The following is a 22,898-nucleotide window of genomic DNA, read 5'->3' on the forward strand; positions in this document are numbered from 1 at the left end:
AACACATGAGCCGGACCAACGTCGCCGCCCCCTCGGAAAGCGGCTTCCTCACCGACATCAAAACCTTGCGCGAACGTGCCCGCAAGCACATCGAGGAAGGCGCGGTGACCGGAGACTACAAAGCCGATCGGGAAACCGTGCTGCGGCTGCTGAACGAGGCGCTGGCCACGGAACTGATCTGCGTGCTGCGCTACCGACGTCACCACTTCATGGCCAAGGGCATCAATGCAGAACCGATCGCCGCAGAATTCCTTGTGCACGCCAACGAGGAGCAGGCGCACGCCGACAGCATCGCCACGCGCATCGTGCAACTGGGCGGCGAGCCCAACTTCAACCCGGAAGGCCTATCCACGCGCAGCCATTCTGAATACGTGGAAGGCGACGGCCTGGTCGACATGATCAAGGAGAACCTGGTGGCCGAGCGGATTGCGATCGACAGCTACCTGGAGATGATCCGTTACATCGGGGACCGAGACCCCACCACGCGGCGCGTGCTGGAGCAGATTCTGGCCGTTGAGGAAGAACACGCGGACGAACTGTCCGACATGCTCCACGACCAATAACGCAACCGCAGCAGGACGAGACACCGGCCAACGCGCCAGCCCCCTCCCCCGCTCCCGGCCCGTGTGGCCGGATGCCCGGACCGCCCCGTTTGGCGGCCGGGCATTTTTTTGGGCCTGCGCCCGAAGCTCAGACGCCCCAGAGCACGCTGGATTTTTCGACCAGCGATTCTTCCAGCATGTGCAGCAGCGGATAGGCGCGCTGGCCGAGATGTGGCGGCTCTTCTTCGCCGTCTTCGTCCAGCTCGGGCGCCGAAAGTTCGGCCACCTTGATATGTGCCTGGTGCGTGTCATCCTTGATGGCGCGCTTGAGGCGATCGATGGCGTGGGGCATTTCTTCGGGCGTAATGACACCGCGCTCGCCCAGCGTCTTGCCGATCACGCCCAGCAACACCATGGCGAGATCCTTCTGCATCGAGAATTTTTGCGAAGCGTGCGAAGTAAAGGTGATCATGATTTCTTGTTTCCCTTGGTTGGGTGGGGGAGCCGCAGATTGCCATGACTGGGGGCGGATACCTCTGAGACCACGGCTCACCTGATAAAATTTCGTACTTTTCCCCGAACAACGCAACTGGCGGCGCCAGAACTGGATTTCAATCCATTTCAGCACTGTCGGCGTCATGGTTTCTTTATGCTGCCCTCCCACAAACAGACGATCGCCCAATTGTTGTCCGACGCCGTCGGCTCCCTGCTGCCCGAGGGCCAAGCCCGACCGGAGATCGTCCTGGAGCGCCCCAAGCAGGCCGCGCACGGCGACATCGCATGCAACGTCGCGCTGCAGCTCGCCAAGCCGCTGGGCACCAATCCGCGCGAGCTGGCCGGCAAGATCGCCGACGCCATCCGCGCCGATGCCCGCGGCCAGCGCCTGGTGTCCGCCGTTGAGATCGCCGGCCCCGGCTTCATCAACCTGCGCCTGTCGGCCGCCGCGCGCGCCGACGTGATTGCCGCCGTGTTTGCGGAAGGCGATCGCTACGGCGCCGCCAATACACATGACGGCGCGCCCGTGCTGGTGGAATTCGTCTCGGCCAACCCGACCGGTCCGCTGCACGTCGGCCACGGCCGCCAAGCCGCGCTGGGCGATGCGCTGGCGAGCCTGCTCGACTGGCAAGGCCACAAGGTCCACCGCGAGTTCTATTACAACGACGCTGGCGTGCAGATCCACAACCTGGCCGTCTCGGTGCAGGCCCGCGCGCGCGGCTTCAAACCCGGTGATGCCAACTGGCCCGAAGCCGCCTACAACGGCGACTACATTGCCGACATCGCCGCCGATTACCTCGCCGGCAAAACGGTACGCGCCTCCGATGGCGAGCCAGTGACGGGTGAGCGCGACGTTGAAAACATCGAAGCCATCCGCCGCTTTGCCGTGACGTATCTGCGCAACGAACAGGACATCGACCTGCAAGCCTTCGGCGTGAAGTTCGACCGCTACTACCTGGAATCGTCGCTCTACACCGAAGGCAAGGTGCAGCAGACGGTGGATACGCTCGTTGCCGCCGGCAAGACATACGAGCAGGAAGGCGCGCTGTGGCTGCGCACCACCGACGACGGCGACGACAAGGACCGCGTCATGCGCAAGTCCGACGGCGCCTACACCTACTTCGTGCCCGACGTTGCGTACCACACGACCAAGTGGGGCCGCGGCTTCACACAGGTCATCAACGTGCAGGGCAGCGACCACCACGGCACCATCGCCCGCGTGCGCGCCGGCCTGCAGGGCCTGAACATCGGCATCCCGAAAGGCTATCCGGATTACGTCCTGCACAAGATGGTCACGGTGATGAAGGACGGCGCCGAGGTCAAGATTTCCAAGCGCGCCGGCTCGTACGTGACCGTGCGCGACCTGATCGAATGGTCCAACGGTGACGCCGAGAGCGAAGCCGGCGTCGACACCATCCGCGCCTGCGTGGACGCCGGCGAGCCGAACTGGCCCGCACGCTTCACGCGCGGCCGCGACGCCGTGCGCTTCTTCCTGCTGTCGCGCAAGGCCGATACCGAATTTGTCTTCGACGTCGATCTGGCGCTCAAGCAAAGCGACGAGAACCCGGTGTACTACGTGCAGTACGCTCACGCCCGCATCTGCTCGGTGTTCGAACGCGCAGGCGTTGACGCCGCCTCGCTCACCAGCGCAGATCTGGCCGCGGTGACGGGCCCCGACGTCAGCCCGCAGGCGACGGCCCTGGTGCAACGCCTGGCCGCATTCCCCGACATGCTGGCCGACGCCGCACGCGAACTGGCCCCGCACGCCGTGGCCTTCTACCTGCGCGACCTCGCGGGCGATTTCCACGCGTTCTACAACGCCGATCGCGTGCTGGTCGATGACGAGGCCGTCAAGCGTGCCCGTCTGGCGCTCCTGGCTGCCACGCGACAGGTGCTGCGCAACGGGTTGGCGGTGATTGGCGTGTCCGCGCCGCAAAAGATGTAAATGCGCACGATTTGGCATCACACGGCGCTCTTATAATCGGGCGCTTCTAGAAGGATCGACATGGCACGCAATACGCAATCTTCCCGTGCCCGCTCGCAACGGGGCGGCACGTTTCTGGGTCTGGTGCTCGGCTTGATCGTCGGTTTGGCGATCGCCGTGGTGGTGGCGGTGTACATCACCAAGGCCCCGGTGCCCTTCGTTTCGCGTGGCGGCGCGCAACCCAAGCCGAGCGAAGCGGGCAACGTGGTCAACACGCTTCCGGTGCCGGTGCAACCCGCGCCGCAGGCGAGCGCTCCGCAGGCGGCGGACCCGAACGCGCCGCTGTGGAGCCGCGTGCCAGCCAAGCCGGTCGATCAGGCCGCCGAGCAGAACAATCCGCCGCCGGGCATCACCATCCACCCGGCCCAGCCGGGCTCGACCCCGCAGGTGGCAAGCGCACCGGGCGCCAAGCCGCCCAAGCCGCCGGTCACTGCCTCCAACGAGAAGCCGGTGACGGATCCGATTGCCGAGATCGCCCGCCAGGATGCCGCCAAGACGGGCTATTTCCTGCAAGTTGGCGCTTACAAATCCTCCGAAGACGCCGAGCGCCAGAAGGGCAATCTGGCCATGCAAGGCTTTGAAGCCAAGGTGACGCAGCGCGAGGTGAACGGCGCCACCATGTATCGCGTGCGGCTGGGGCCGTTCAACTCGCTCGACGAGATGACCGCCGTGCGCAGCCGCCTGCAGTCGACGGGCGTGGAATCATCGGTCATCCGCTTCGCCCGCCAGTAACGTGAAGTCCGTGCAGCCCGCTGTGAACCCGGCGGGCTGTGATCGGTCAGAAACCTGAGATTCAGTTACGCTGACACCCGCGTCGAGCGGCTCGGCACTCGATTTCGCTGGTTTTTCCGTTGCTTCGTCCAGTTCGTCGTCTAATCCGTCGTCCATTCACCATGAAAAAACTCGCTGCTTTCCTGATCGCTCTCGCCACCGGCGCCGGCTTCCTGATGACCGCGCCGGCCAATGCCGCACCCACCGCCGGCAAGGAATACAAAGTGCTGCAAACGCCGCAGCCCGTGCCCGCAGGCAAGATCGAAGTGACCGAGTTCTTCTGGTACGGCTGCCCGCACTGTTACGACTTTGAAAACACCTGGACGGCGTGGGTCGCCAAGCAAGGCAAAGACGTGGTGATCAAGCGCGTGCCGGTGGCTTTCAATGCCAAGCTGGAGCCGCATACCCGCATCTATTACACGCTGGAAGCGCTGGGCAAGCTCGACGCCAAGGACGCCAGCGGCAAGACGCTGCATGACCGCGTGTTCGACCAACTGCACAAGAACTACCGCTCGATGTCCGAACTGGATGACATCGCCAAGTTCATGGCCGCCAACGGCGTCGATGAAAAGCAGTTCCGCGACACCTACAACTCGTTCAGTGTGAACGCCAATACCAAACGCGCCGCGCAACTGGCCGATCAGTACAAGATCGAAGGCGTGCCGACCGTGGTCGTGCAGGGCAAGTACACCACCTCGCCGGCAGATGCAGGCAGCAACGTGGGCGCCGCCCAAACGCTCGACTACCTCGTCGACCAGGTGCGCAACCGCAAGATGTGACGGGTTGCCGCGTTTCCGGGCCTCTGCCCGGGCGTGACACCGCCATCGACGCCCGCCCCTGTGCGGGCGTTTTTTGTGCGTCGGCCTTCTTCACATCTTCACACCAACAGGACATCGACATGAGCGAGATCGTCTTCATCACGGGCGCTTCCAGCGGGATCGGGCAGGCACTGGCACGTCAGTACGCAGCGCAGGGCGCCACGATCGGGCTGGTCGCACGACGTGTCGACGCGCTCCATGAGTTTGTGCAGACGCTGCCTGCCGGTATCCGGAGCCGCTGCCATTGCTACGCTGCCGACGTGCGCAGCGCCGATTCCATGCGCGATGCGGCAAATGTCTTTATCGCCGCAGTTGGACTGCCCGATGTGGTGATCGCCAACGCCGGCATCTCGGTCGGCACGGACTTGCGCGAATCCGGTGATCTGAAAGCCTTTGCCATCGTGATGGACACCAACTGGATGGGTGTGCTCAACACGTTCCAGCCGTTCGTCGGGCCGATGCTGGCACGCGCCAAACCTGGGCAGCCAGGCGGCACGCTGGTCGGCATTGCCAGCGTGGCCGGCGTGCGCGGGCTGCCGGGTGCGGCGGCGTACAGCGCCTCCAAATCGGCGGTGATCAAGCTGATGGAGAGCCTGCGCGTGGAGTTCAGCCCGCTTGGCCTGCGCGTGGTGACGATCGCCCCCGGCTACATCCAGACGCCGATGACCGAACACAATCCGTATCCGATGCCCTTCCTGATGCCGGTGGACCGCTTTGCACAGAAAGCCGTGAATGCGATCCATCGCGGCGTGCGCTTCACGGTGCTGCCATGGCAGATGGGCGTCGTCGCCAAGCTGCTGCACGTGCTGCCGCGCGGGCTCTATGACTTTGCATTTGCGCGCGCCGGGCGCAAACCCCGCAACCCCGAGATTTCGTCATGACTTACACCGATGCGGCTGGCCTCGCGCACGCCCCTGTCGACACCACACCGCGCATCGCCAGCCTGGTCCCTTCGATTACCGATTTGCTGTTCTCGCTTGACCTGGGCGATCAACTCGTCGCCCGCACCGGCTTCTGCATCCACCCGCGCGAAGCGGTGCGCAACGTACCGAAGGTCGGCGGCACCAAGACCGTCAAACTCGACAAGTTGCGCGAACTGGCGCCCACGCACGTCATCGTCAACATTGACGAGAACACGCGCCCGACCGTCGACAAGCTGCGCGAATTCATCCCGCACATCATCGTCACGCATCCTTGCTCGCCGGAAGACAACCTCGCGCTATACCAGCTGCTGGGCGGCATCTTCCGCCGCGAGGCGCAGGCGCAGAAGCTATCCGACGCGCTCACGCAGGAGCTGGAAGCGCTGCGCGCCCGCCACTTCCTGCCGCACCGCGTGCTGTACGCCATCTGGCAAGACCCGTGGATGACGGTGTCGCGCGATACGTACATCTCGCGCATGCTCAAGCTCGTGAACTGCCATACGTGGCCGGACGATCCGGCGCCTGTGCAATGCGGTACCGATAAGAGCGGCGATTGCGCCCGCCCCAACCGGCCGGACACGCGCTACCCGACGTTCCGCTGGAGCGATGAGGTGGTGCGCAACATCGACTGCGTGCTGCTCTCCACCGAGCCTTACAGCTTTACCGAAGAGCATGTCGACGCGCTGGAAAAGCAGATCGGCAAACCGGTCTACCTCGTCGATGGCGAAATGGTGTCGTGGTACGGCAGCCGCGCGATCGATGGCGTGCGGTATCTGGGGCAGTTTGCGAAGACGCTGCGTTAAAGTGAAATCATCTGGCCGCAGCCAAAAAAAACCCGCCGGTTGGCGGGTTTTTCGTTGGCCGCAGCGATGCGTTATCGCTCGAACCCATAGTCGTACTCCACCTTTGCAATGCGCAGGTGGTACGACGCGTACCACTGTTCGCGCCCCAGCTTCTGCGCGGCAAGGTGGTCGCCCTGGTTCTTCCACTCGCGAATGGCCTCCAGCGACGACCAATACGACACCGTGATGCCCGGCCGCCCCTGATCGCCGGCCAGTTCATCGCGTACGGACTCGATGCCGAGGAACCCCGGCATGCTGCGCGCCAACTCCACCATGCGGTCGGCCATGGCGCCGTAGCCGTTGTCGCCGTCGGTGCGCGTGGAGGCAAAGATCACGGCGTAATAGGGCGCAGTGGGCGTTTGCGCGGGAAACGGCAGGACGACGGCGCTGTCGTCGAGAACGTCATGCTGGTCAGCCATGGTCGGCTCCGGTGGAAAGCACGGGTTGTGCGGTTATGCAGTTGCGTGGAATCGAACGATACCGTCCGCGCCGGTTTCGCGCACCAGTTCGCCGCGATGCCACAGCGCATGCAGGTGGGCGAGCGCCTCGCCCATCGCGAAGGTCATCTGGTGCACATCGAACTGGCGCTTGAAGATGACATTGACGATGTCGCGTGCCGATTGCGGCGCGGCCTTGCACGCAGCCAACGTTTCGGCCAGCCGGTCCGCATGGTGGTCGCGCAGTTGCTGGATGCGCGTATGCAGCCCGCGGAACGGCCGCCCGTGCGACGGCAGGATGAGCACATCCGCAGGCAGCGGCTCGTACTTGCCCAGCGAATCCAGATACAGCGTGAGTGAATCCGCTTCCGGTTCCAGATCGAACACGCTCACGTTGGTGGAGATGCGCGGCAGGACCATGTCGCCGGAAATCAGCACGTTGGCATCTTCACTGTAAAGCGCGACGTGCTCGGGCGCGTGGCCGAAGCCGGTGATGACACGCCATTTGTGCTCGCCGATGGCGACGACATCGCCATCCATCAGGCGGCGGTACTGGCTCGGCACGCCCGGCACAAGCGTGCTGTAGTAATCCTTGCGGTTGCGGATGCCTTCGATGGAGGTCGGGTCCGTCAAGCCGTGGCGCTCGAAATGGCGCGCGGCAAATTCGCCGCCTGCATTCGACGCGCCGGTGCCACCCACCAGCATGCGCGCGAAGGCGTAGTCGCCCAGGCTCATCCACAGGCGCACGTTCCAGCGCTTTTCGTCGCCGCCTTCGCACAGCCAGTTCGAGAGGCCAACGTGGTCCGGATGGCAGTGCGTGACCAGCACGCGCAGCACCGGCAGGCCGTCGAGGTGGTTCGCGAAGATCGTTTCCCAGTACCCGCGAATTGCTTCGTGGTTGATGCCGCAATCGATGATCGTCCAGCCCTCCTTCCCGTCCTGCCGATCACGCAGCAGCCAAAGGTTGATGTGATCGAGCGCAAACGGCAGCGGCATGCGCAGCCAGTAGACGCCGGGGGCGACTTCAAACCGCGTGCCGCCTTCGGGAAGCGTGTCGCCAAAGGGATAGTCGAGTTGGTGTTCGAGCGCGTTCATGGGGATGTGGTCTCGGTCGCCGCCTTTGGGTGCTTCGGGGCGGTCTTTGCGATTGCGGTTTGGCGCCATTGACGCTAACGTAAACGTCAATTTGCCGCCGGTCTTCCATCTTAAGCGAAAACTTAATGTCGCTGCCCGGCGTGCATGCGCAATCACACCTCTGTCGTTACTCCGTTCCTCGCCGCATGTCTGCCTCTACTCCGTCTGCCGCCGCCGCGCTCGCCGCCGATCTTGAATCGGGCGATGCCGGTGAGCTTGCCGACGCTAGCTTCACCATCACCGACCTTGCCCGCGAGTTCGACATCACGCCGCGCGCCATCCGCTTCTACGAAGACCAGGGGCTGCTGGCGCCGGATCGCCAAGGCCCGGGCGGGCGTCGCCGGGTGTATTCGGCCGGCGAGCGCACGCGCCTGAAGCTGACCCTGCGCGGCAAGCGGCTCGGCCTGTCGCTGGGCGAGATCAAGGAGATCCTGGATCTGTATGAGTCGCCGCGCGATACGGTGCCGCAACTGGAACGCTTCCTGGCGTCGCTGGCGCAACACCGCGCGGTGCTTACACAGCAACTGGAAGATCTGAACGCTCAACTGGCCGAGATCGACCAGCATGAGCGCCAGTGCCGTCGATTGCTGGAAGACGCGCAGGGCGGCACGGGCAAGCCGCCCAAGCGACGCAAGGCCGCCTGATTCCGCAAATCTACGTAACAACCGGTCATTGACGTTTACGTAAACGTCAATACAATACGCAACACCTTAAAGCACCCTTCCGGCACCGGTGCGCCCGCCACAAGCGGCGTGCACCGCACAGCGCCAGACCCATTACTCAGAGACACCAGCGGCTTGAGCCGCGCCCAAGGAGACCACCATGATTGATCTGCCCGGCCTGAAATTCGACTTGGGCGAAGACATCGAGATGCTGCGTTCGGCCGTGCGCGATTGGGCGCAGGGCGAGCTGGCACCGCGTGCCGGCGAAATCGACCGCACCGACCAGTTCCCGATGGACGCGTGGCGCAAGATGGGTGAGTTGGGCGTGCTCGGCATCACGGTGGCCGAGGAGTACGGCGGCGCCAACATGGGCTACCTGGCGCACATGATCGCCATGGAAGAAATCAGCCGTGCCTCGGCGTCGGTTGGCCTGTCGTATGGCGCGCACTCGAACCTGTGCGTGAACCAGATCCACCGCAACGGCACGGCGGCCCAGAAGGCCAAGTACTTGCCCAAGCTGGTGTCGGGCGAATGGGTCGGTGCCCTGGCGATGAGCGAGCCGAATGCCGGCTCTGACGTCGTCAGCATGAAACTGCGCGCGGAGCTCAAAGGCGACCGCTACGTGCTCAACGGCACCAAGATGTGGATCACCAACGGCCCCGACTGCGACGTGCTGGTCGTCTACGCCAAGACCGATCCCGAACTGGGTGCGCGCGGCATGACGGCGTTCATCGTCGAAAAGGGCATGAAGGGCTTCTCGGTGGCGCAGAAGCTGGACAAGCTCGGCATGCGCGGCTCGCACACCGGCGAGCTGGTGTTCGAGAACGTGGAAGTGCCGGTGGAAAACATCCTTGGCCAGGAAAACGGCGGCACCAAGGTGCTGATGAGCGGCCTGGACTACGAGCGCGCGGTGCTCTCCGGCGGCCCGATCGGCATCATGCAGGCCTGCATGGACGTGGTCACGCCGTACATCCACGACCGCAAGCAGTTCGGCCAGAGCATTGGCGAATTCCAGCTTATCCAGGGCAAGATGGCCGATATGTACACCACGCTGCAGGCCTGCCGCGCGTATCTGTACACGGTCGGCAAGAACCTCGACTCTTTGGGGCGCGACCACGTGCGCCAAGTCCGCAAGGACTGCGCCGGTGTGATCCTCTACACGGCCGAGAAGGCCACCTGGATGGCCGGCGAAGCCATCCAGATCCTGGGCGGCAACGGCTATATCAACGAATTCCCGGTCGGCCGCCTGTGGCGCGACGCCAAGCTCTACGAAATTGGCGCCGGCACGTCGGAAATCCGCCGCATGCTGATCGGTCGGGAGCTGTACGCAGAGACGATGTAACGGGCGGGAGCAGGCGGGCTGGTGGCACGGGGCCATCAGCCGAACGGATAAGGAGGCGCAACGGTTTCAGGACGCGAACACGGCACCGAAGACAATACAATCTAGGTCTGCCTGGTTTGCTGGTTTCGCCGCTTCCCTGCCCCTCCCCGCGCACACGCCATGTCCCATTTCCCCAAGCTCCTCTCGTCGCAGATCGCCTTTGACGTCGCCCGCACGATGCTCGACGGCTTCGACAAGCACTACCGCTTGTTCCGAGAAGTCAGCGTACAGGCCAAGACTGCGTTCGAGACCGGGGACTGGGCCGGCCTGCAGCAACTGCAGCGCGACCGCATCGCCTACTACGACGAGCGCGTGCGCGAAGCATCGGTCATCCTCGAAGACGAATACGACGCAGAGAACATCGACGACGAGATCTGGCGTCAGATCAAGCTGCATTTCATCGGCCTGCTGACCAACCATCACCAGCCCGAGTGCGCCGAGACCTTCTTCAACTCGGTGTGTACGCGCATCCTGCACCGCTCGTACTTCAACAACGATTTCATCTTCGTGCGCCCGGCCATCTCGACGGAATACATCGAGAACGAAGAATCGCCCACCAAGCCGACGTACCGCGCCTACTACCCCGGCACACGCGACGGCCTAGGCGCCTGCTTCGAGCGCATCGTCCACAACTTCCAGCTCAACGCGCCGTTTGAAGATCTGGAGCGCGACATCGGCTACATCGTGCGCGCGGTGGGCGAGCACTTTGGCGATTTCCGCATCGCGCCGAATTTCCAGATTCATGTGCTGTCGTCGCTGTTCTTCCGCAACAAGGCCGCGTACATCATCGGGCGCGTGATCAACGGAGACAAAACGTTTCCGCTGGCCGTACCGATCCTGCGCAATGCCGCGGGCCAGCTCTCGCTCGACACGGTGCTGCTGCAGCAAGAACAACTGCTGATCCTGTTCTCGTTCACGCACTCGTATTTCATGGTGGACATGGAGATTCCGTCTGCCTACGTGACCTTCCTGCGTGATCTGATGCCGCGCAAGCCGCGCGCCGAGATCTATACCTCGCTCGGCCTGCAGAAGCAGGGCAAGAATCTGTTCTATCGCGACTTCCTGCATCATCTGCAGCACTCGTCGGACAAGTTCATCATCGCGCCCGGCATCAAGGGCCTCGTGATGCTGGTGTTCACGCTGCCCTCGTACCCGTACGTGTTCAAGGTCATCAAGGACTACTTCCCGCCGCCGAAGGAAACCACGCGCGAGCTGATCAAGAGCAAGTACCAGCTTGTGAAGCGCCACGATCGGGTGGGGCGCATGGCCGATACGCTGGAGTATTCGGACGTAGCCTTCCCGCTCTCGCGCTTTGATGACGACCTCATCAAGGAGTTGGAGAAGCACGCGCCGTCGATGGTCGAATACCAGCGCAGCGAAGACGGCGGCGAAGAGATCGTCATCCGCCACGTCTACATCGAGCGCCGCATGACGCCGCTGAACATCTGGCTGCACGAAGGCACCGATGCGCAGGTCGAGCACGGCATCATCGAATACGGCAACGCCATCAAGGAACTCATCGCCGCGAACATCTTCCCGGGCGACATGCTGTACAAGAACTTTGGCGTGACGCGCCACGGCCGCGTGGTCTTCTACGATTACGACGAGATCGAATATCTCACCGATTGCAACATCCGCACCGTACCCGAACCGCGCACGGAAGAAGAAGAGATGTCCGGCGAGGTCTGGTACAGCGTCGGCCCGCATGACATTTTCCCGGAGACATACCGCACGTTCCTGCTAGGCGACACGCGCGTGCGCGAAGCCTTCCTGAAGCACCACGCAGACTTTTTCGAAGCCTCCATGTGGCAGGGGTACAAGGAGCGCCTGCTCTCCGGGCAGATGCACGATTTCTACGCGTATGACGCAGCCGAACGCTTCGTCAATCGCTACGGCGCGAGCGCGCCCGACAACGCAGCGCAAGACAACACGACGCTGCAGCGCGCCGCCGCTTAACTCTCTCAACACGACGGGAAACCATGCCACATCGCATCAAAGAGCTGTTCGAGAACAACCGGAAGTGGGTCGAGCGCGTCCACGCTGAAGACCCGGATTTCTTCTCCAACCTGGCCAACCAGCAGAACCCGGAATACCTCTGGATCGGCTGCTCGGATTCTCGTGTGCCTGCCAACCAGATCATCGGTCTGCCGCCGGGCGAGGTGTTCGTCCACCGCAATATCGCCAACGTGGTGGTGCACTCGGACCTGAACTGTCTGTCGGTGCTGCAGTTTGCGGTGGAAGTGCTGAAGATCCGGCACATCACGGTGGTCGGCCACTACGGCTGTTCGGGCGTGAAGGCCGCGCTGACCAAGCAACGTTTCGGACTGGCCGACAACTGGATTCGTCACGTGCGTGACGTGGCCGAGCAACACGAAACGTATCTCGGTACGGTGGTCCGTGAGCAGGATCAGCATGACCGGCTGTGCGAGCTGAACGTGATTCACCAGGTCAACAACGTGTGCCTGACGACGATCGTGCAGGACGCATGGGATCGCGGGCAGCCGCTGACCGTTCACGGCTGGATTTACGGCGTGAAGGACGGGATGTTGCGCAATCTGGGGATGGCGGCAAATTCCAATGAGGAACTGCATGCTCAGCTTGGTGAGGCTTGGCTGAATTATGGGAAGGAAGGGAGTACGCCTAGTCCGGTGGGGTTCTGATTTTTTTTGTGTTTGGGGTGGGTTGTTTTGTTGGTGGTCCATCCCTTGTTTCATCCCCTGCCGGGGCTGACTCACTTTTCTTTGTCTTGCCAAAGAAAAGTAAGCAAAAGAAAGGCGCGCCCGAGATGGCGAAAGATTCCTTGAATTTATGTCGCAGGGAGGGAGGGGAGGCAAACTCGCTTCGCTCAGACAGGCCTCCCCTCTTTTTCCTCCCTGCAACAGAAATTCAAGGCGCCATCTAGGGCATCAACGGCTACACCATCGCAGCACAGACGCAGTAGTGAGTACGCGGCAAGACGCGAAGCGAAGCAAACGGCAACACAGCAACAACCAAGAGCCAGCTAGGTCAACACACAGATTGTGTGGCCGTACCCTGCCCTAGATGGCGCCTTGAATTTGTGTAAGCGGGCGGAAACAAGATGGGGAACTGTCTGAGCGCAGCGAGTTTTCCCCATCTCCGCCCGGTTACACAAATTCAAGGAAGGGGTCGCCATCTCGGGCGCGCCTTTCTTTTGCCTACTTTTCTTTGGCAAGACAAAGAAAAGTATGTCGTGCCCGGCAGGGTACGAAACGGAGATGGACCAACAAGGCCCACCCAAAAAGCAAGAGACACACAACCCCTGCACCACAAGTGCAGAACTTGTCCCAAGCACAGTTCCAGGAGATTGCAGCAATGTCCGACCGCATCGTCATCGCCTCCGCCGCCCGCACCCCGATGGGCGCCTTCCAAGGCGAACTCGCCAGCCTCACCGCTCCGCAACTCGGCGCTGCCGCCATTCGTGCGGCAGTCGAGCGAGCGGGCTTGAAACCGGAACAGATTGAAGAAGTCATCATGGGCTGCGTCCTGCCTGCGGGCCAGGGGCAAGCGCCGGCACGTCAGGCCGCATTGGGCGCGGGCCTGCCGCTGTCAGTCGGCTGCACCACGGTCAACAAGATGTGCGGTTCGGGCATGCGCGCCGCGATGAACGCGTACGACGCGCTGCTGGCAGGGTCGCTGGATGTTGTGGTTGCGGGCGGCATGGAAAGCATGACCAACGCGCCGTACCTGATCCCGAAAGGCCGCGGCGGTTATCGCATCGGCCACGGCATGATCTACGACCACATGATGCTCGACGGCCTGGAAGATGCCTACGACAAGGGCCGCGCCATGGGCACCTTCGGCGAGGACTGCGCCGAGAAATACGGCTTCACGCGCGAGGCCCAGGACCACTTCGCGATGACGTCCGTGCGCCGCGCGCAAGAGGCCACCGAATCCGGCGCGTTCCGCTGGGAGATCACGCCCGTTACCGTGTCGAGCAAGGCGGGCGACACCGTCATCGACACCGATGAAGGCCCGCGCCGCATCAAGGTCGACAAGATCCCCTCGCTCAAACCCGCGTTCAAGAAAGATGGCACGGTGACGGCCGCGTCGTCTTCGTCGATCAACGATGGCGCGGCTGCGCTGGTGATGATGCGCGAGTCGACTGCCAAGCAACTCGGCATCACGCCGCTCGCTGTGATGCTGGGCCACACCACGCACGCGCAAGCGCCAGGCTGGTTCACCACGGCACCGGTTACGGCCATCGACAAGCTGTTCAAGAAACTCGGCTGGAACTCGGGCAACGTTGACCTGTTCGAGATCAACGAGGCGTTTGCCGTGGTGCCGATGGCCGCCATGCACGACCTGCACATCCCGCACGAAAAGGTGAACGTGAACGGCGGCGCGTGTGCGCTGGGCCATCCGATCGGCGCGTCAGGTGCGCGCTTGATCGCGACGCTGCTGGGCGCGCTGCAACACCGCGGCGGCAAGCGCGGTGTGGCAAGCCTGTGCATCGGCGGTGGTGAAGCCACGGCTGTCGGCATCGAACTCTACTAAGGCACGCGCATGACGAACGCAACGTCCCGCCGCACGCGCACCGCGCTCATCCTGGGTGCGTCGCGCGGCATCGGCCTGGAAACGGTCAAGCAATACCGTGCGGATGGCTGGCGCGTGATTGCCACCGTGCGCACGCAAGAAGCAGCGCAGGCGCTGCAGGCATTGGGCGCGGAAACGCACGTGCTTGATCTGACCGACACCAACGCCGTCGCCGGCCTGGCATGGAAGCTCGACGGCGAAGCACTGGACGTGGCGATCTACGTGGCGGGCATCTACGGCCCGCGCACGCAGGGCGCCACGCCCGTCAGCCAGGCGGATTTCGATGCCGTGATGCACACCAATGTGTGGGCGCCGATGGGCGTGCTGCCCGTGGTGCTGCCGATGGTGGAAGCCGGGCATCATGGTGCGGGTGGCGCGGACGAAGCGGGCGGCGTGCTCGCCGTGATCTCCAGCCGCATGGGCAGCATTGGGGACATGACAGGCAACGGAGGCTGGCTGTATCGCGCCAGCAAGGCGGCGGTGAATGCCGTGCTGCGCGGGGTGTCGATCGACGCCCAGAACGCCACGTGCCTGACCTTCCACCCGGGCTGGGTACAGACCGACATGGGCGGCGCGGGCGCGGCCATCACGCCGCAGGAGAGCGTGGCCGGTATCCGCCGCGTCATTGCCGGTGCCACGCGCGCCGACAACGGCGGGTTCCGCAACTACGACGGCAGCGTCATTGAATGGTGAGGCCGGAACGATGCTGCTGACCCAAGAGCAAGAGATGATTCGCGACGCCATCCGCACCTTCGTGCGCGAGGCGATCGTGCCGCACGCAGCCGCATGGGACCGTGAAGCGACGTTCCCGAAAGACGTGCACCGTCAATTGGGCGAGCTGGGCGCCTATGGCGTGGCCGTGCCGGAAGAACTGGGCGGCGCGGGGCTCGACTATCTTTCGCTGGCGTTGATCCTGGAAGAAATTGCTGCCGGCGACGGTGGCACCTCCACCGTCATCAGCGTGAACAACTGCCCCGTGTGCAGCATGCTGATGGCGTTTGCAAATGACGCGCAGAAGCAGCGGTGGCTCGTGCCGCTGGCGCGCGGCGAGATGCTGGGCGCGTTCTGCCTGACCGAGCCGCATGTCGGCTCCGATGCATCGGCGCTGCGCACCACGGCCGTGCGAGATGGCGACCACTGGGTCTTGAACGGCGTGAAGCAGTTCATCACCAGCGGCAAGCATGCCGACGTGGCGATCGTCATGGCCGTGACCGACAAGGCAGCAGGCAAGCGCGGCATCAGCGCGTTCCTGGTGCCGACCAACACGCCCGGCTACATCGTCGCGCGGCTGGAAGACAAGCTCGGCCAGCACTCGTCCGACACGGCGCAGATCGTGTTCGAAGATTGCCGCATCCCCGCCGATTGCCTGCTGGGCGACGAAGGCGCGGGCTACAAGATGGCGCTGTCGGGGCTGGAAGGCGGGCGCATCGGCATTGCCGCGCAGAGCGTGGGCATGGCGCGTGCGGCTTTTGAAGCAGCGCTGGCGTATGCCAAGGAGCGCGAAAGCTTCGGCCAGCCGCTGTTCGCGCATCAGGCCGTGCAGTTTCGCCTGGCCGAGATGGCCACACGCGTGGATGTGGCACGACAGATGGTCTGGCATGCCGCCAGCCTGAAAGACGCCGGGCGGCCGTGCCTGAAAGAGGCGTCCATGGCCAAGCTCAACGCCAGCGAGATGGCCGAGCGCGTCTGCTCCGATGCCATTCAGGTCTTTGGCGGTTACGGCTACGTCAGCGACTTCCCAGTGGAGCGCATCTACCGCGACGTGCGCGTGTGCCAGATCTACGAAGGCACGAGCGACATCCAGAAGATCTTGATCGCCCGCGCTCTGGCGTAGGCATTTTCGGGGAAGGCGCAGCACAACAGGGGAGCACATCATGAACGGGGCCATCGATTTCTACTTCGACTTCTCATCGCCGTACGGCTACTTCGCCAGCACGCGCGTGGAAGAGCTCGCCCAGCGGTACAACCGGGCGACAGCATGGCACCCGATCCTGCTGGGGGTGGTCTTCAAAACTACCGGCGGCTCCCCGCTGCCGCAGGTGCCGCTCAAGGGCGATTACGCATGGCGCGATTTCGAGCGCACTGCACGCTTCAACGGCATCGAATACCGCAAGCCGACGCACTTCCCACTGCCCACGCAATACGCGGCGCGCGCCACGCTGTGGGTACATGACCACCACGGCGGCGACCGCGCCATCGACTTTGCGCGTGCGCTCTACCGCGCGCTGTTCGTGGACGACATCAACATCGGCGAACCGGCAGAGGTCATGAAGATTGCCGACGCCATGGGCATCGACGGTGCCGCGCTCAACGCCGGCGCAAGCAGCCAGCAGATCAAGGATCAGCTCAAGGCCGAGATCGACCTGGCCATGTCGCGCGGCGTGTTCGGCTCGCCCTACGTGATCGTCGACGGCGAAGCGTTCTGGGGCTTCGACCGATTTGACCAGATTGAAGCGTTGCTGCGCGACGGACGCATATAAAACGAATTCCAAAACAGCGGCCGATGTACGAGCCGCCGCTGACGAACCCTCTACGAAGAGAGCATGACTGCAGTGACTTCCTCTGTTTCGAACCACCCGCACTTTGACGCGATCCTCTTCGATTGCGACGGCGTGCTGGTCGACAGCGAACCCCTCGTCAACCGCCTGATCTGGCAGATGCTGACCGAGCTTGGCATCAACATCAGCCCGGAAGATTCCATCGAGCGCTTCCTGGGCAAGGCCATCCGCGAAGAACTGGATGCGATTGCCGAGATGCGCGGCGCACCGCTGCCGCCGAACTGGCTGTCCACCTTCCACGCGCGCCGCAACGCGCTGCTCGAAGCCGAGGTGGAAGCCGTGCCGCATATCGCGCACGCCATTGATGTGCTCTCCAGGCTGGGCCTGCCGATGGCGGTCGCCTCGGGCGCCGATCGCACGAAAGTTGAATTGCAGCTCAACCGCACCGGTCTGATCGAGCACTTCCAGCCCACGCACGTGCGCATCTTCTCGGCGACCGAAGTCGAGCGCAGCAAGCCCGCGCCCGATGTGTATCTGCTGGCCGCCAGCAGCCTCGGGGTCTCGCCGTCGCGTTGTCTGGTGATCGAAGACAGCCCCACGGGTGTCACCGCCGGGCACGCTGCCGGCATGACGGTGCTCGCGTACGCCGGCCGCAATGCGCCGGGCCCGCTGATCGCCGCTGGCGCCACCCGCACGTTCACCGACATGCGTGAACTGCCGGAGTTGCTGGGCTGATGCCTGTCGCACAAACCAGGCCCATCGGCCCGGCCGACGCTTGCCCTTGCGGCAACAGCGCTTACGCACGCTGCTGCGGCCCTTTCCACGCGGCCGACGCCGTGCCGGCTACGGCCGAGCAGCTCATGCGCTCGCGCTACAGCGCCTACGTGCTGGGCGACACGGCGTATCTGCGCCGCACGTGGCATCCGTCCACCTGCCCTGCCGACCTGGAAACCAGCGAAGCAGACGCCACCGCCACGCGCTGGCTTGGCTTGGACGTCAAGCGCCACACGCCGCAAGACGCCACGCATGCCACGGTGGAATTCGTCGCGCGCTACAAGGTGGGCGGCCGCGCGCATCGCCTGCATGAAACCAGCCGCTTCGTCCGCCTGGACGCCAGCGGCATTGAATCCGCCGAAGGCCGTTGGCTGTACGTCGACGGCACCTTCCCTGACTGAACCGCACCGACCTTCTTGCACTGCTGCCATGCCGACGCTAGAGACCAAGCTGAACCCCCGCGCTGAAGACTTCAAGGCCAACGCCGATGCCATGCGCGCGCTCGTCGCCGACTTGCGCGACAAGGTTGCACGCATCGCCCAGGGCGGCGGTGAAGACGCCCGCGCCAAGCACCTCGCCCGCGGCAAGCTGCTGCCCCGCGACCGCGTGCAGCAACTGCTCGACCCAGGCACGCCGTTCCTGGAGTTCTCTCAGATGGCGGCGTATGGCATGTACGACGACGCCGCGCCGGGCGCCGGCATCATCACCGGCATCGGCCGCATCTCAGGGCAGGAATGCGTGATCGTCTGCAACGACGCCACCGTCAAGGGCGGCACGTATTACCCGATGACGGTGAAGAAGCATCTGCGTGCGCAGGAGATTGCCGAGCAGAACCACCTGCCCTGCGTCTACCTGGTCGATTCGGGCGGCGCCAACCTGCCGAACCAAGACGACGTGTTTCCTGATCGCGATCACTTCGGTCGCATCTTCTACAACCAGGCCAACCTGTCGTCGAAGGGCATTCCGCAGATTGCAGTGGTGATGGGCTCGTGCACCGCCGGCGGCGCCTATGTGCCGGCCATGAGCGACGAATCGATCATCGTGAAGGAACAAGGGACGATCTTCCTGGCGGGCCCGCCGCTGGTGAAGGCCGCCACGGGCGAGGTGGTGAGCGCCGAAGACCTCGGCGGCGCCGATGTGCACACACGCCTGTCGGGCGTGGCGGATTACTTCGCCAACAACGATGCGCACGCGCTGGCCCAGGCCCGCAGCATCGTCGCGCACCTGAACCGCCGCAAGCCAGATCAAGTGCAGATTCACGCGCCCATCGAGCCGCGCTACGCCGCCGAAGAGCTCTACGGCGTGATCCCGACCGACACGCGCAAGCCGTTCGACGTGCGCGAAGTCATTGCCCGCATCGTCGACGATTCTGCGTTTGACGAATTCAAGGCACGCTACGGCACGACGCTGGTCTGCGGCTTTGCTCGCATCTGGGGCTACCCGGTCGGCATCATCGCCAACAACGGCATCCTGTTCTCGGAAGCGGCGCTCAAGGGCGCGCACTTCATCGAGCTGTGCTGCCAGCGCAAGATTCCGCTGGTGTTCCTGCAGAACATCACCGGCTTCATGGTCGGCCGCAAGTACGAGAACGAAGGCATCGCCAAGAACGGGGCGAAGATGGTGACGGCGGTGGCCACGGCGCAGGTGCCGAAGTTCACGGTCATCATCGGCGGCTCGTTTGGCGCGGGTAACTACGGCATGTGCGGGCGCGCGTATTCGCCGCGCTTCCTGTGGATGTGGCCGAACGCGCGCATCTCCGTGATGGGCGGCGAACAGGCCGCAAGCGTGCTCGCCACCGTGCGCCGCGACGGCATCGAAGCCAAGGGCGGCCAATGGAGCGCGGATGAAGAAGCCGCCTTCAAGGCACCGATCCGCGATCAGTACGAGCGCCAGGGCCATCCGTACTACGCCAGCGCGCGCCTGTGGGACGACGGCGTGATCGACCCCGCCGACACGCGCAGCGTGCTGGGCCTCGGGCTGTCGGCCAGCCTGAACGCGCCGATCGGCGATATGAACTTCGGCGTGTTCCGCATGTAAGCGGGCCGTCCATCGACCAGGGAATTTGCAGTGAACAGCATCACCGCGCGAACGTGGCGCAGCGTCTGGGCAGCCGTTGGCTGCGCGCTGCTGCTTGCGACCGCGCTTGCGAGCGAGACCGCGCCGTCCGGCGTCAGCGAGACCATCGTGGAGGTGCCCAAGTCTGCGGGCATCTTCACCCTCAAGCTGGAGACGACCGTCTACAAGCCGGCCGGCGACGGCCCGTTCCCGCTCATCGTGCTCAACCATGGCAAGGCGCGCGGCAAGGCAGCATTCCAAGCGCGTGCCCGTTACAGCGAGCAGGCCGCGGCACTGGTCGCACGCGGCTACGTGGTGGCCATTCCGATGCGGCAGGGGTTTTCCAAATCCGGCGGCGCGTATATCGGCAGCGGTTGCAACGTCGAAGCCAACGGCATCATCCAGGCCGAAGACGTGGTGGCCGCGCTCGACTACATGACCGCGCAGCCGTACGTGGACCGCAACCGCATCGTCGTCATGGGCCAGTCGCATGGCGGCCTGACCACGCTGGCCTTCGGCACCATCGCCTACCCCGGCGTGCGTGGGCTGGTGAACTTTGCCGGCGGCCTGCGCAACGACACCTGCGTCGACTGGGAAGGCAACCTCGTGCGCGCCTTCGAGACGTACGGCCGCCAGTCACGCTACCCATCGCTCTGGTTTTACGGCGACAACGACAGCTACTGGCCCAAGCCGATGCCCGAGAGAATGTTCGCCGCCTACACCAGTGCCGGCGGCAACGGCCGGCTGGTGGATTTCGGCAACTTCAAGAGCGACTCGCACGGCATGTTTGCAAGCCATGCAGGGCTTGCCATCTGGCTGCCGCAGGTGGATGCCTTCCTGCGCGAACTCGGCCTGCCCGCAGGCCCTCTGCAAGCGGTAGCACCGGGCAGCAACGCTGAAGCCTCCGGCGCAGACGACCCCAAGTCCGACACCAACAAGGACCCCGAATGAACGCTTTCGAGACCCTCGCCTTCGCGCAGCACGGCGCCGTCGCCACGCTCACGCTGAACCGGCCCGACGTGCGCAACGCCTTCAACGAAACTGTCATCGCCGAGCTGACCGGCGCGTTCCGCGCGCTGGCCAATGAGCCCAGCGTGCGCGCCATCGTCCTGTCGGGCAACGGCCCTGCGTTCTGCGCGGGTGCCGACCTGAACTGGATGAAGAAGATGGCCGGCTACTCGGACGATGAGAACCGTGCCGATGCCCTGCGTCTGGCCGAAATGCTGCGCGCCATCTACACCTGCCCCAAGCCAGTCATTGCGCGCGTGCAGGGCGATACGTACGCCGGCGGCGTCGGCCTGGTCGCTGCATGCGACATTGTCGTGGCCGTCGACACGGCCAACTTCTGCCTGTCGGAAGCGAAGCTCGGTTTGATTCCGGCCACCATCAGCCCGTACGTGATCCGCGCTCTGGGCGAGCAGGCGTCGCGCCGCTACTTCATCACCGCAGAACGCTTTTCGGCTGCCGAAGCGCATCGCCTCGGCCTCGTGCATGAACTGGTGAGCGCAGATGCGCTCGACGCCAAGGTGGCTGACATCACCGCTGCGCTCGTCGCCAACAGCCCGAACGCCGTGCGTGAGAGCAAGCGCCTCGTGCGCGAGGTGTCTGGCGCCGCGGTCAATGACGCACTGCTGGCCGATACCGCTGAGCGCATCGCCGCCATTCGCGCTTCGGAAGAAGGCCGCGAAGGCGTGCAAAGTTTCCTGGGCAAGCGCAAGCCGAACTGGCTGCTGCCGGCCTGATCCGCATAACAACGAAACCACGCATCACTTGAAGGAAGTCCTCATGCAATCCACTCCGCTCAACTTCGTTCCGAACGCCGCCAAGACGCCCGTCACACCGGGCCAGGCGCCCGACGCGCGCTGGAGCCGCGAAGCCATCGAAGCGCTGTTCGCGCTGCCGTTCAACGACCTGCTGTTCCAGGCACAGCAGGTGCACCGTGCCAACTTTGATGCGAATGCGGTGCAGCTCTCGACGCTGCTGTCCATCAAGACCGGCGGCTGCCCCGAAGATTGCTCGTACTGCCCGCAATCGGCCCGCTACGACACGGGTGTCGAGGCGGAAAAGCTGATGCCGATCGACGCCGTGCTCGAAGCCGCATCGCGCGCCAAGCAGAACGGCGCAAGCCGCTTCTGCATGGGCGCAGCGTGGCGCAACCCGAAACCGCATCAACTCGATGCCGTGGCCGACATGGTGCGCGGCGTGAAGGCGATGGGGCTGGAGACGTGCGTGACGCTGGGCATGCTCAAGCAGGAACAGGCCGCGCAACTGAAGGACGCGGGCCTGGATTACTACAACCACAACCTCGATACCGCGCCCGAGTTCTACGGCGAGATCATCACGACGCGCACGTACCAGGACCGGCTCGACACGCTGGAGCATGTGCGTGATGCCGGTATCAACGTGTGCTGCGGCGGCATCGTCGGGCTGGGGGAATCGGTGCACGAGCGTGCTGGCCTCATCGCCGAGCTGGCGAACATGGAACCGTATCCGGACTCGGTGCCCATCAACAACCTTGTGAAGGTGGAAGGCACGCCGCTGGCCGGCAACGAAGAACTGGACCCGTTCGATTTCGTACGCACGATTGCGGTGGCGCGCATCACGATGCCCAAGGCGATGGTGCGGCTGTCCGCTGGCCGCGAGGCGATGGACGATGCCTTGCAGGCGCTGTGCTTCATGGCGGGCGCCAACTCGATCTTCTATGGCGAGAAGCTGCTGACGACTGACAACCCGGAGGCGGATGCGGATCGGAAGCTGCTGGCGCGGTTGGGGATGCGGGTGGACGTGCAGGATCACATGCATCAGGGTGCGGAGGCTTCGCACTCGCATTCTTCGCATTGTCATATCGACATTACGCCGGCGGACTGAGGCTTTGGTTTTGGGGATGGTTTTCTGTTGGTGGTCCATCCCTTGTTTCATCCCCTGCCGGGGCTGACTCACTTTTCTTTGTCTTGCCAAAGAAAAGTAAGCAAAAGAAAGGCGCGCCCGAGATGGCGAAGGATTCCTTGAATTTATGTCGCAGGGAGGGAGG

General features: G+C 63.9%; 24 protein-coding genes. 20 read left to right on the top strand and 4 right to left on the bottom strand.

Annotated features, from left to right (window positions below; translation table 11 throughout):
* Positions 1-5: 5 nt before the first annotated feature.
* Positions 6-563: a ferritin-like domain-containing protein gene (locus DOD19_RS13965; RefSeq protein WP_112186142.1), complete on the top strand. Its 558-nt coding sequence runs from the start codon at positions 6-8 to the stop codon at positions 561-563.
* A gap of 127 nt (positions 564-690) precedes the next feature.
* Here the strand turns inward: DOD19_RS13965 and DOD19_RS13970 are convergent, their stop codons facing one another.
* Positions 691-1,014 (bottom strand): DUF1840 domain-containing protein, encoded by a 324-nt coding sequence (locus DOD19_RS13970; protein WP_024976829.1) that lies wholly within the window; start codon positions 1,012-1,014, stop codon positions 691-693.
* A gap of 177 nt (positions 1,015-1,191) precedes the next feature.
* Between DOD19_RS13970 and argS the strand changes: the two genes are divergently transcribed.
* From argS to DOD19_RS13995, 5 genes are all read left to right on the top strand, one after another.
* Positions 1,192-2,982: an arginine--tRNA ligase gene (gene argS, locus DOD19_RS13975; RefSeq protein WP_112186144.1), complete on the top strand. Its 1,791-nt coding sequence runs from the start codon at positions 1,192-1,194 to the stop codon at positions 2,980-2,982.
* Between the two features lie 60 nt (positions 2,983-3,042).
* Positions 3,043-3,753, top strand: a complete 711-nt coding sequence (locus DOD19_RS13980) for an SPOR domain-containing protein (RefSeq protein WP_024976831.1) — start codon at positions 3,043-3,045, stop codon at positions 3,751-3,753.
* Positions 3,754-3,914: 161 nt separating this feature from the next.
* Positions 3,915-4,571, top strand: a complete 657-nt coding sequence (locus tag DOD19_RS13985) for a thiol:disulfide interchange protein DsbA/DsbL (protein ID WP_004633713.1) — start codon at positions 3,915-3,917, stop codon at positions 4,569-4,571.
* A 119-nt stretch (positions 4,572-4,690) separates the two neighbouring features.
* Positions 4,691-5,491: an SDR family oxidoreductase gene (locus DOD19_RS13990; protein WP_024976832.1), complete on the top strand. Its 801-nt coding sequence runs from the start codon at positions 4,691-4,693 to the stop codon at positions 5,489-5,491.
* A complete protein-coding gene (locus tag DOD19_RS13995; protein ID WP_024976833.1) occupies positions 5,488-6,333 on the top strand; it encodes a helical backbone metal receptor in 846 nt (281 codons plus the stop codon). Before DOD19_RS13990 ends, DOD19_RS13995 begins: the two co-directional genes overlap by 4 nt.
* 71 nt (positions 6,334-6,404) lie before the next feature.
* On the opposite strand, the gene DOD19_RS14000 is transcribed toward DOD19_RS13995, so the two are convergent.
* Both DOD19_RS14000 and DOD19_RS14005 read right to left on the bottom strand, forming a co-directional pair.
* Positions 6,405-6,791 (bottom strand): antibiotic biosynthesis monooxygenase, encoded by a 387-nt coding sequence (locus DOD19_RS14000; protein WP_024976834.1) that lies wholly within the window; start codon positions 6,789-6,791, stop codon positions 6,405-6,407.
* Positions 6,792-6,824: 33 nt separating this feature from the next.
* Positions 6,825-7,904, bottom strand: coding sequence for an MBL fold metallo-hydrolase (locus tag DOD19_RS14005; protein ID WP_024976835.1), 1,080 nt, complete (start codon positions 7,902-7,904; stop codon positions 6,825-6,827).
* A gap of 185 nt (positions 7,905-8,089) precedes the next feature.
* Between DOD19_RS14005 and DOD19_RS14010 the strand changes: the two genes are divergently transcribed.
* From DOD19_RS14010 to bioB, 14 genes are all read left to right on the top strand, one after another.
* A complete protein-coding gene (locus DOD19_RS14010; RefSeq protein WP_024976836.1) occupies positions 8,090-8,587 on the top strand; it encodes a MerR family DNA-binding transcriptional regulator in 498 nt (165 codons plus the stop codon).
* Positions 8,588-8,765: 178 nt separating this feature from the next.
* Entirely contained in the window at positions 8,766-9,947 is a 1,182-nt protein-coding gene (locus tag DOD19_RS14015) for an isovaleryl-CoA dehydrogenase (RefSeq protein WP_024976837.1), read from the top strand.
* 159 nt (positions 9,948-10,106) lie between these two features.
* Positions 10,107-11,942 carry a bifunctional isocitrate dehydrogenase kinase/phosphatase gene (gene aceK, locus DOD19_RS14020; protein WP_024976838.1) on the top strand — a complete coding sequence of 612 codons (1,836 nt, stop codon included), beginning with the start codon at positions 10,107-10,109 and terminating at the stop codon, positions 11,940-11,942.
* 23 nt (positions 11,943-11,965) lie between these two features.
* Complete coding sequence (gene can, locus DOD19_RS14025; RefSeq protein WP_024976839.1) at positions 11,966-12,646, top strand: carbonate dehydratase; 681 nt, start codon at positions 11,966-11,968, stop codon at positions 12,644-12,646.
* Between the two features lie 673 nt (positions 12,647-13,319).
* Positions 13,320-14,501 carry an acetyl-CoA C-acetyltransferase gene (locus DOD19_RS14040; protein ID WP_024976840.1) on the top strand — a complete coding sequence of 394 codons (1,182 nt, stop codon included), beginning with the start codon at positions 13,320-13,322 and terminating at the stop codon, positions 14,499-14,501.
* 9 nt (positions 14,502-14,510) lie between these two features.
* Complete coding sequence (locus DOD19_RS14045; protein ID WP_112186146.1) at positions 14,511-15,233, top strand: SDR family oxidoreductase; 723 nt, start codon at positions 14,511-14,513, stop codon at positions 15,231-15,233.
* A 10-nt stretch (positions 15,234-15,243) separates the two neighbouring features.
* The gene (locus DOD19_RS14050; RefSeq protein WP_112186148.1) at positions 15,244-16,374 is read left to right on the top strand and encodes an acyl-CoA dehydrogenase family protein; all 1,131 of its coding nucleotides are present in this window, start codon (positions 15,244-15,246) and stop codon (positions 16,372-16,374) included.
* A 40-nt stretch (positions 16,375-16,414) separates the two neighbouring features.
* Entirely contained in the window at positions 16,415-17,020 is a 606-nt protein-coding gene (locus DOD19_RS14055) for a 2-hydroxychromene-2-carboxylate isomerase (protein WP_045202366.1), read from the top strand.
* Between the two features lie 63 nt (positions 17,021-17,083).
* Positions 17,084-17,773: an HAD family phosphatase gene (locus tag DOD19_RS14060; RefSeq protein WP_112186150.1), complete on the top strand. Its 690-nt coding sequence runs from the start codon at positions 17,084-17,086 to the stop codon at positions 17,771-17,773.
* On the top strand, positions 17,773-18,213 hold the full coding sequence (locus tag DOD19_RS14065) for a YchJ family protein (RefSeq protein ID WP_112186152.1): 441 nt from the start codon (positions 17,773-17,775) through the stop codon (positions 18,211-18,213). The genes DOD19_RS14060 and DOD19_RS14065 overlap by 1 nt, the downstream gene beginning before the upstream one ends.
* Before the next feature lie 28 nt (positions 18,214-18,241).
* Positions 18,242-19,849 carry a carboxyl transferase domain-containing protein gene (locus DOD19_RS14070; RefSeq protein ID WP_112186154.1) on the top strand — a complete coding sequence of 536 codons (1,608 nt, stop codon included), beginning with the start codon at positions 18,242-18,244 and terminating at the stop codon, positions 19,847-19,849.
* A gap of 30 nt (positions 19,850-19,879) precedes the next feature.
* On the top strand, positions 19,880-20,818 hold the full coding sequence (locus tag DOD19_RS14075) for a prolyl oligopeptidase family serine peptidase (protein ID WP_112186156.1): 939 nt from the start codon (positions 19,880-19,882) through the stop codon (positions 20,816-20,818).
* The gene (locus DOD19_RS14080) at positions 20,815-21,609 is read left to right on the top strand and encodes an enoyl-CoA hydratase/isomerase family protein (protein ID WP_112186157.1); all 795 of its coding nucleotides are present in this window, start codon (positions 20,815-20,817) and stop codon (positions 21,607-21,609) included. Before DOD19_RS14075 ends, DOD19_RS14080 begins: the two co-directional genes overlap by 4 nt.
* Before the next feature lie 43 nt (positions 21,610-21,652).
* Positions 21,653-22,735 carry a biotin synthase BioB gene (gene bioB, locus DOD19_RS14085; protein WP_024976849.1) on the top strand — a complete coding sequence of 361 codons (1,083 nt, stop codon included), beginning with the start codon at positions 21,653-21,655 and terminating at the stop codon, positions 22,733-22,735.
* Here bioB and DOD19_RS27720 read toward each other — a convergent pair.
* On the bottom strand, positions 22,719-22,898 hold a 180-nt coding region (locus tag DOD19_RS27720), incomplete at its 5' end, for a hypothetical protein (RefSeq protein WP_204360063.1). The two genes, bioB and DOD19_RS27720, sit on opposite strands and share 17 nt — an antisense overlap.

It is taken from the genome of Ralstonia sp. GX3-BWBA (genome assembly GCF_003290055.1).
Classification (GTDB): Bacteria; Pseudomonadota; Gammaproteobacteria; order Burkholderiales; family Burkholderiaceae; genus Ralstonia; species Ralstonia holmesii.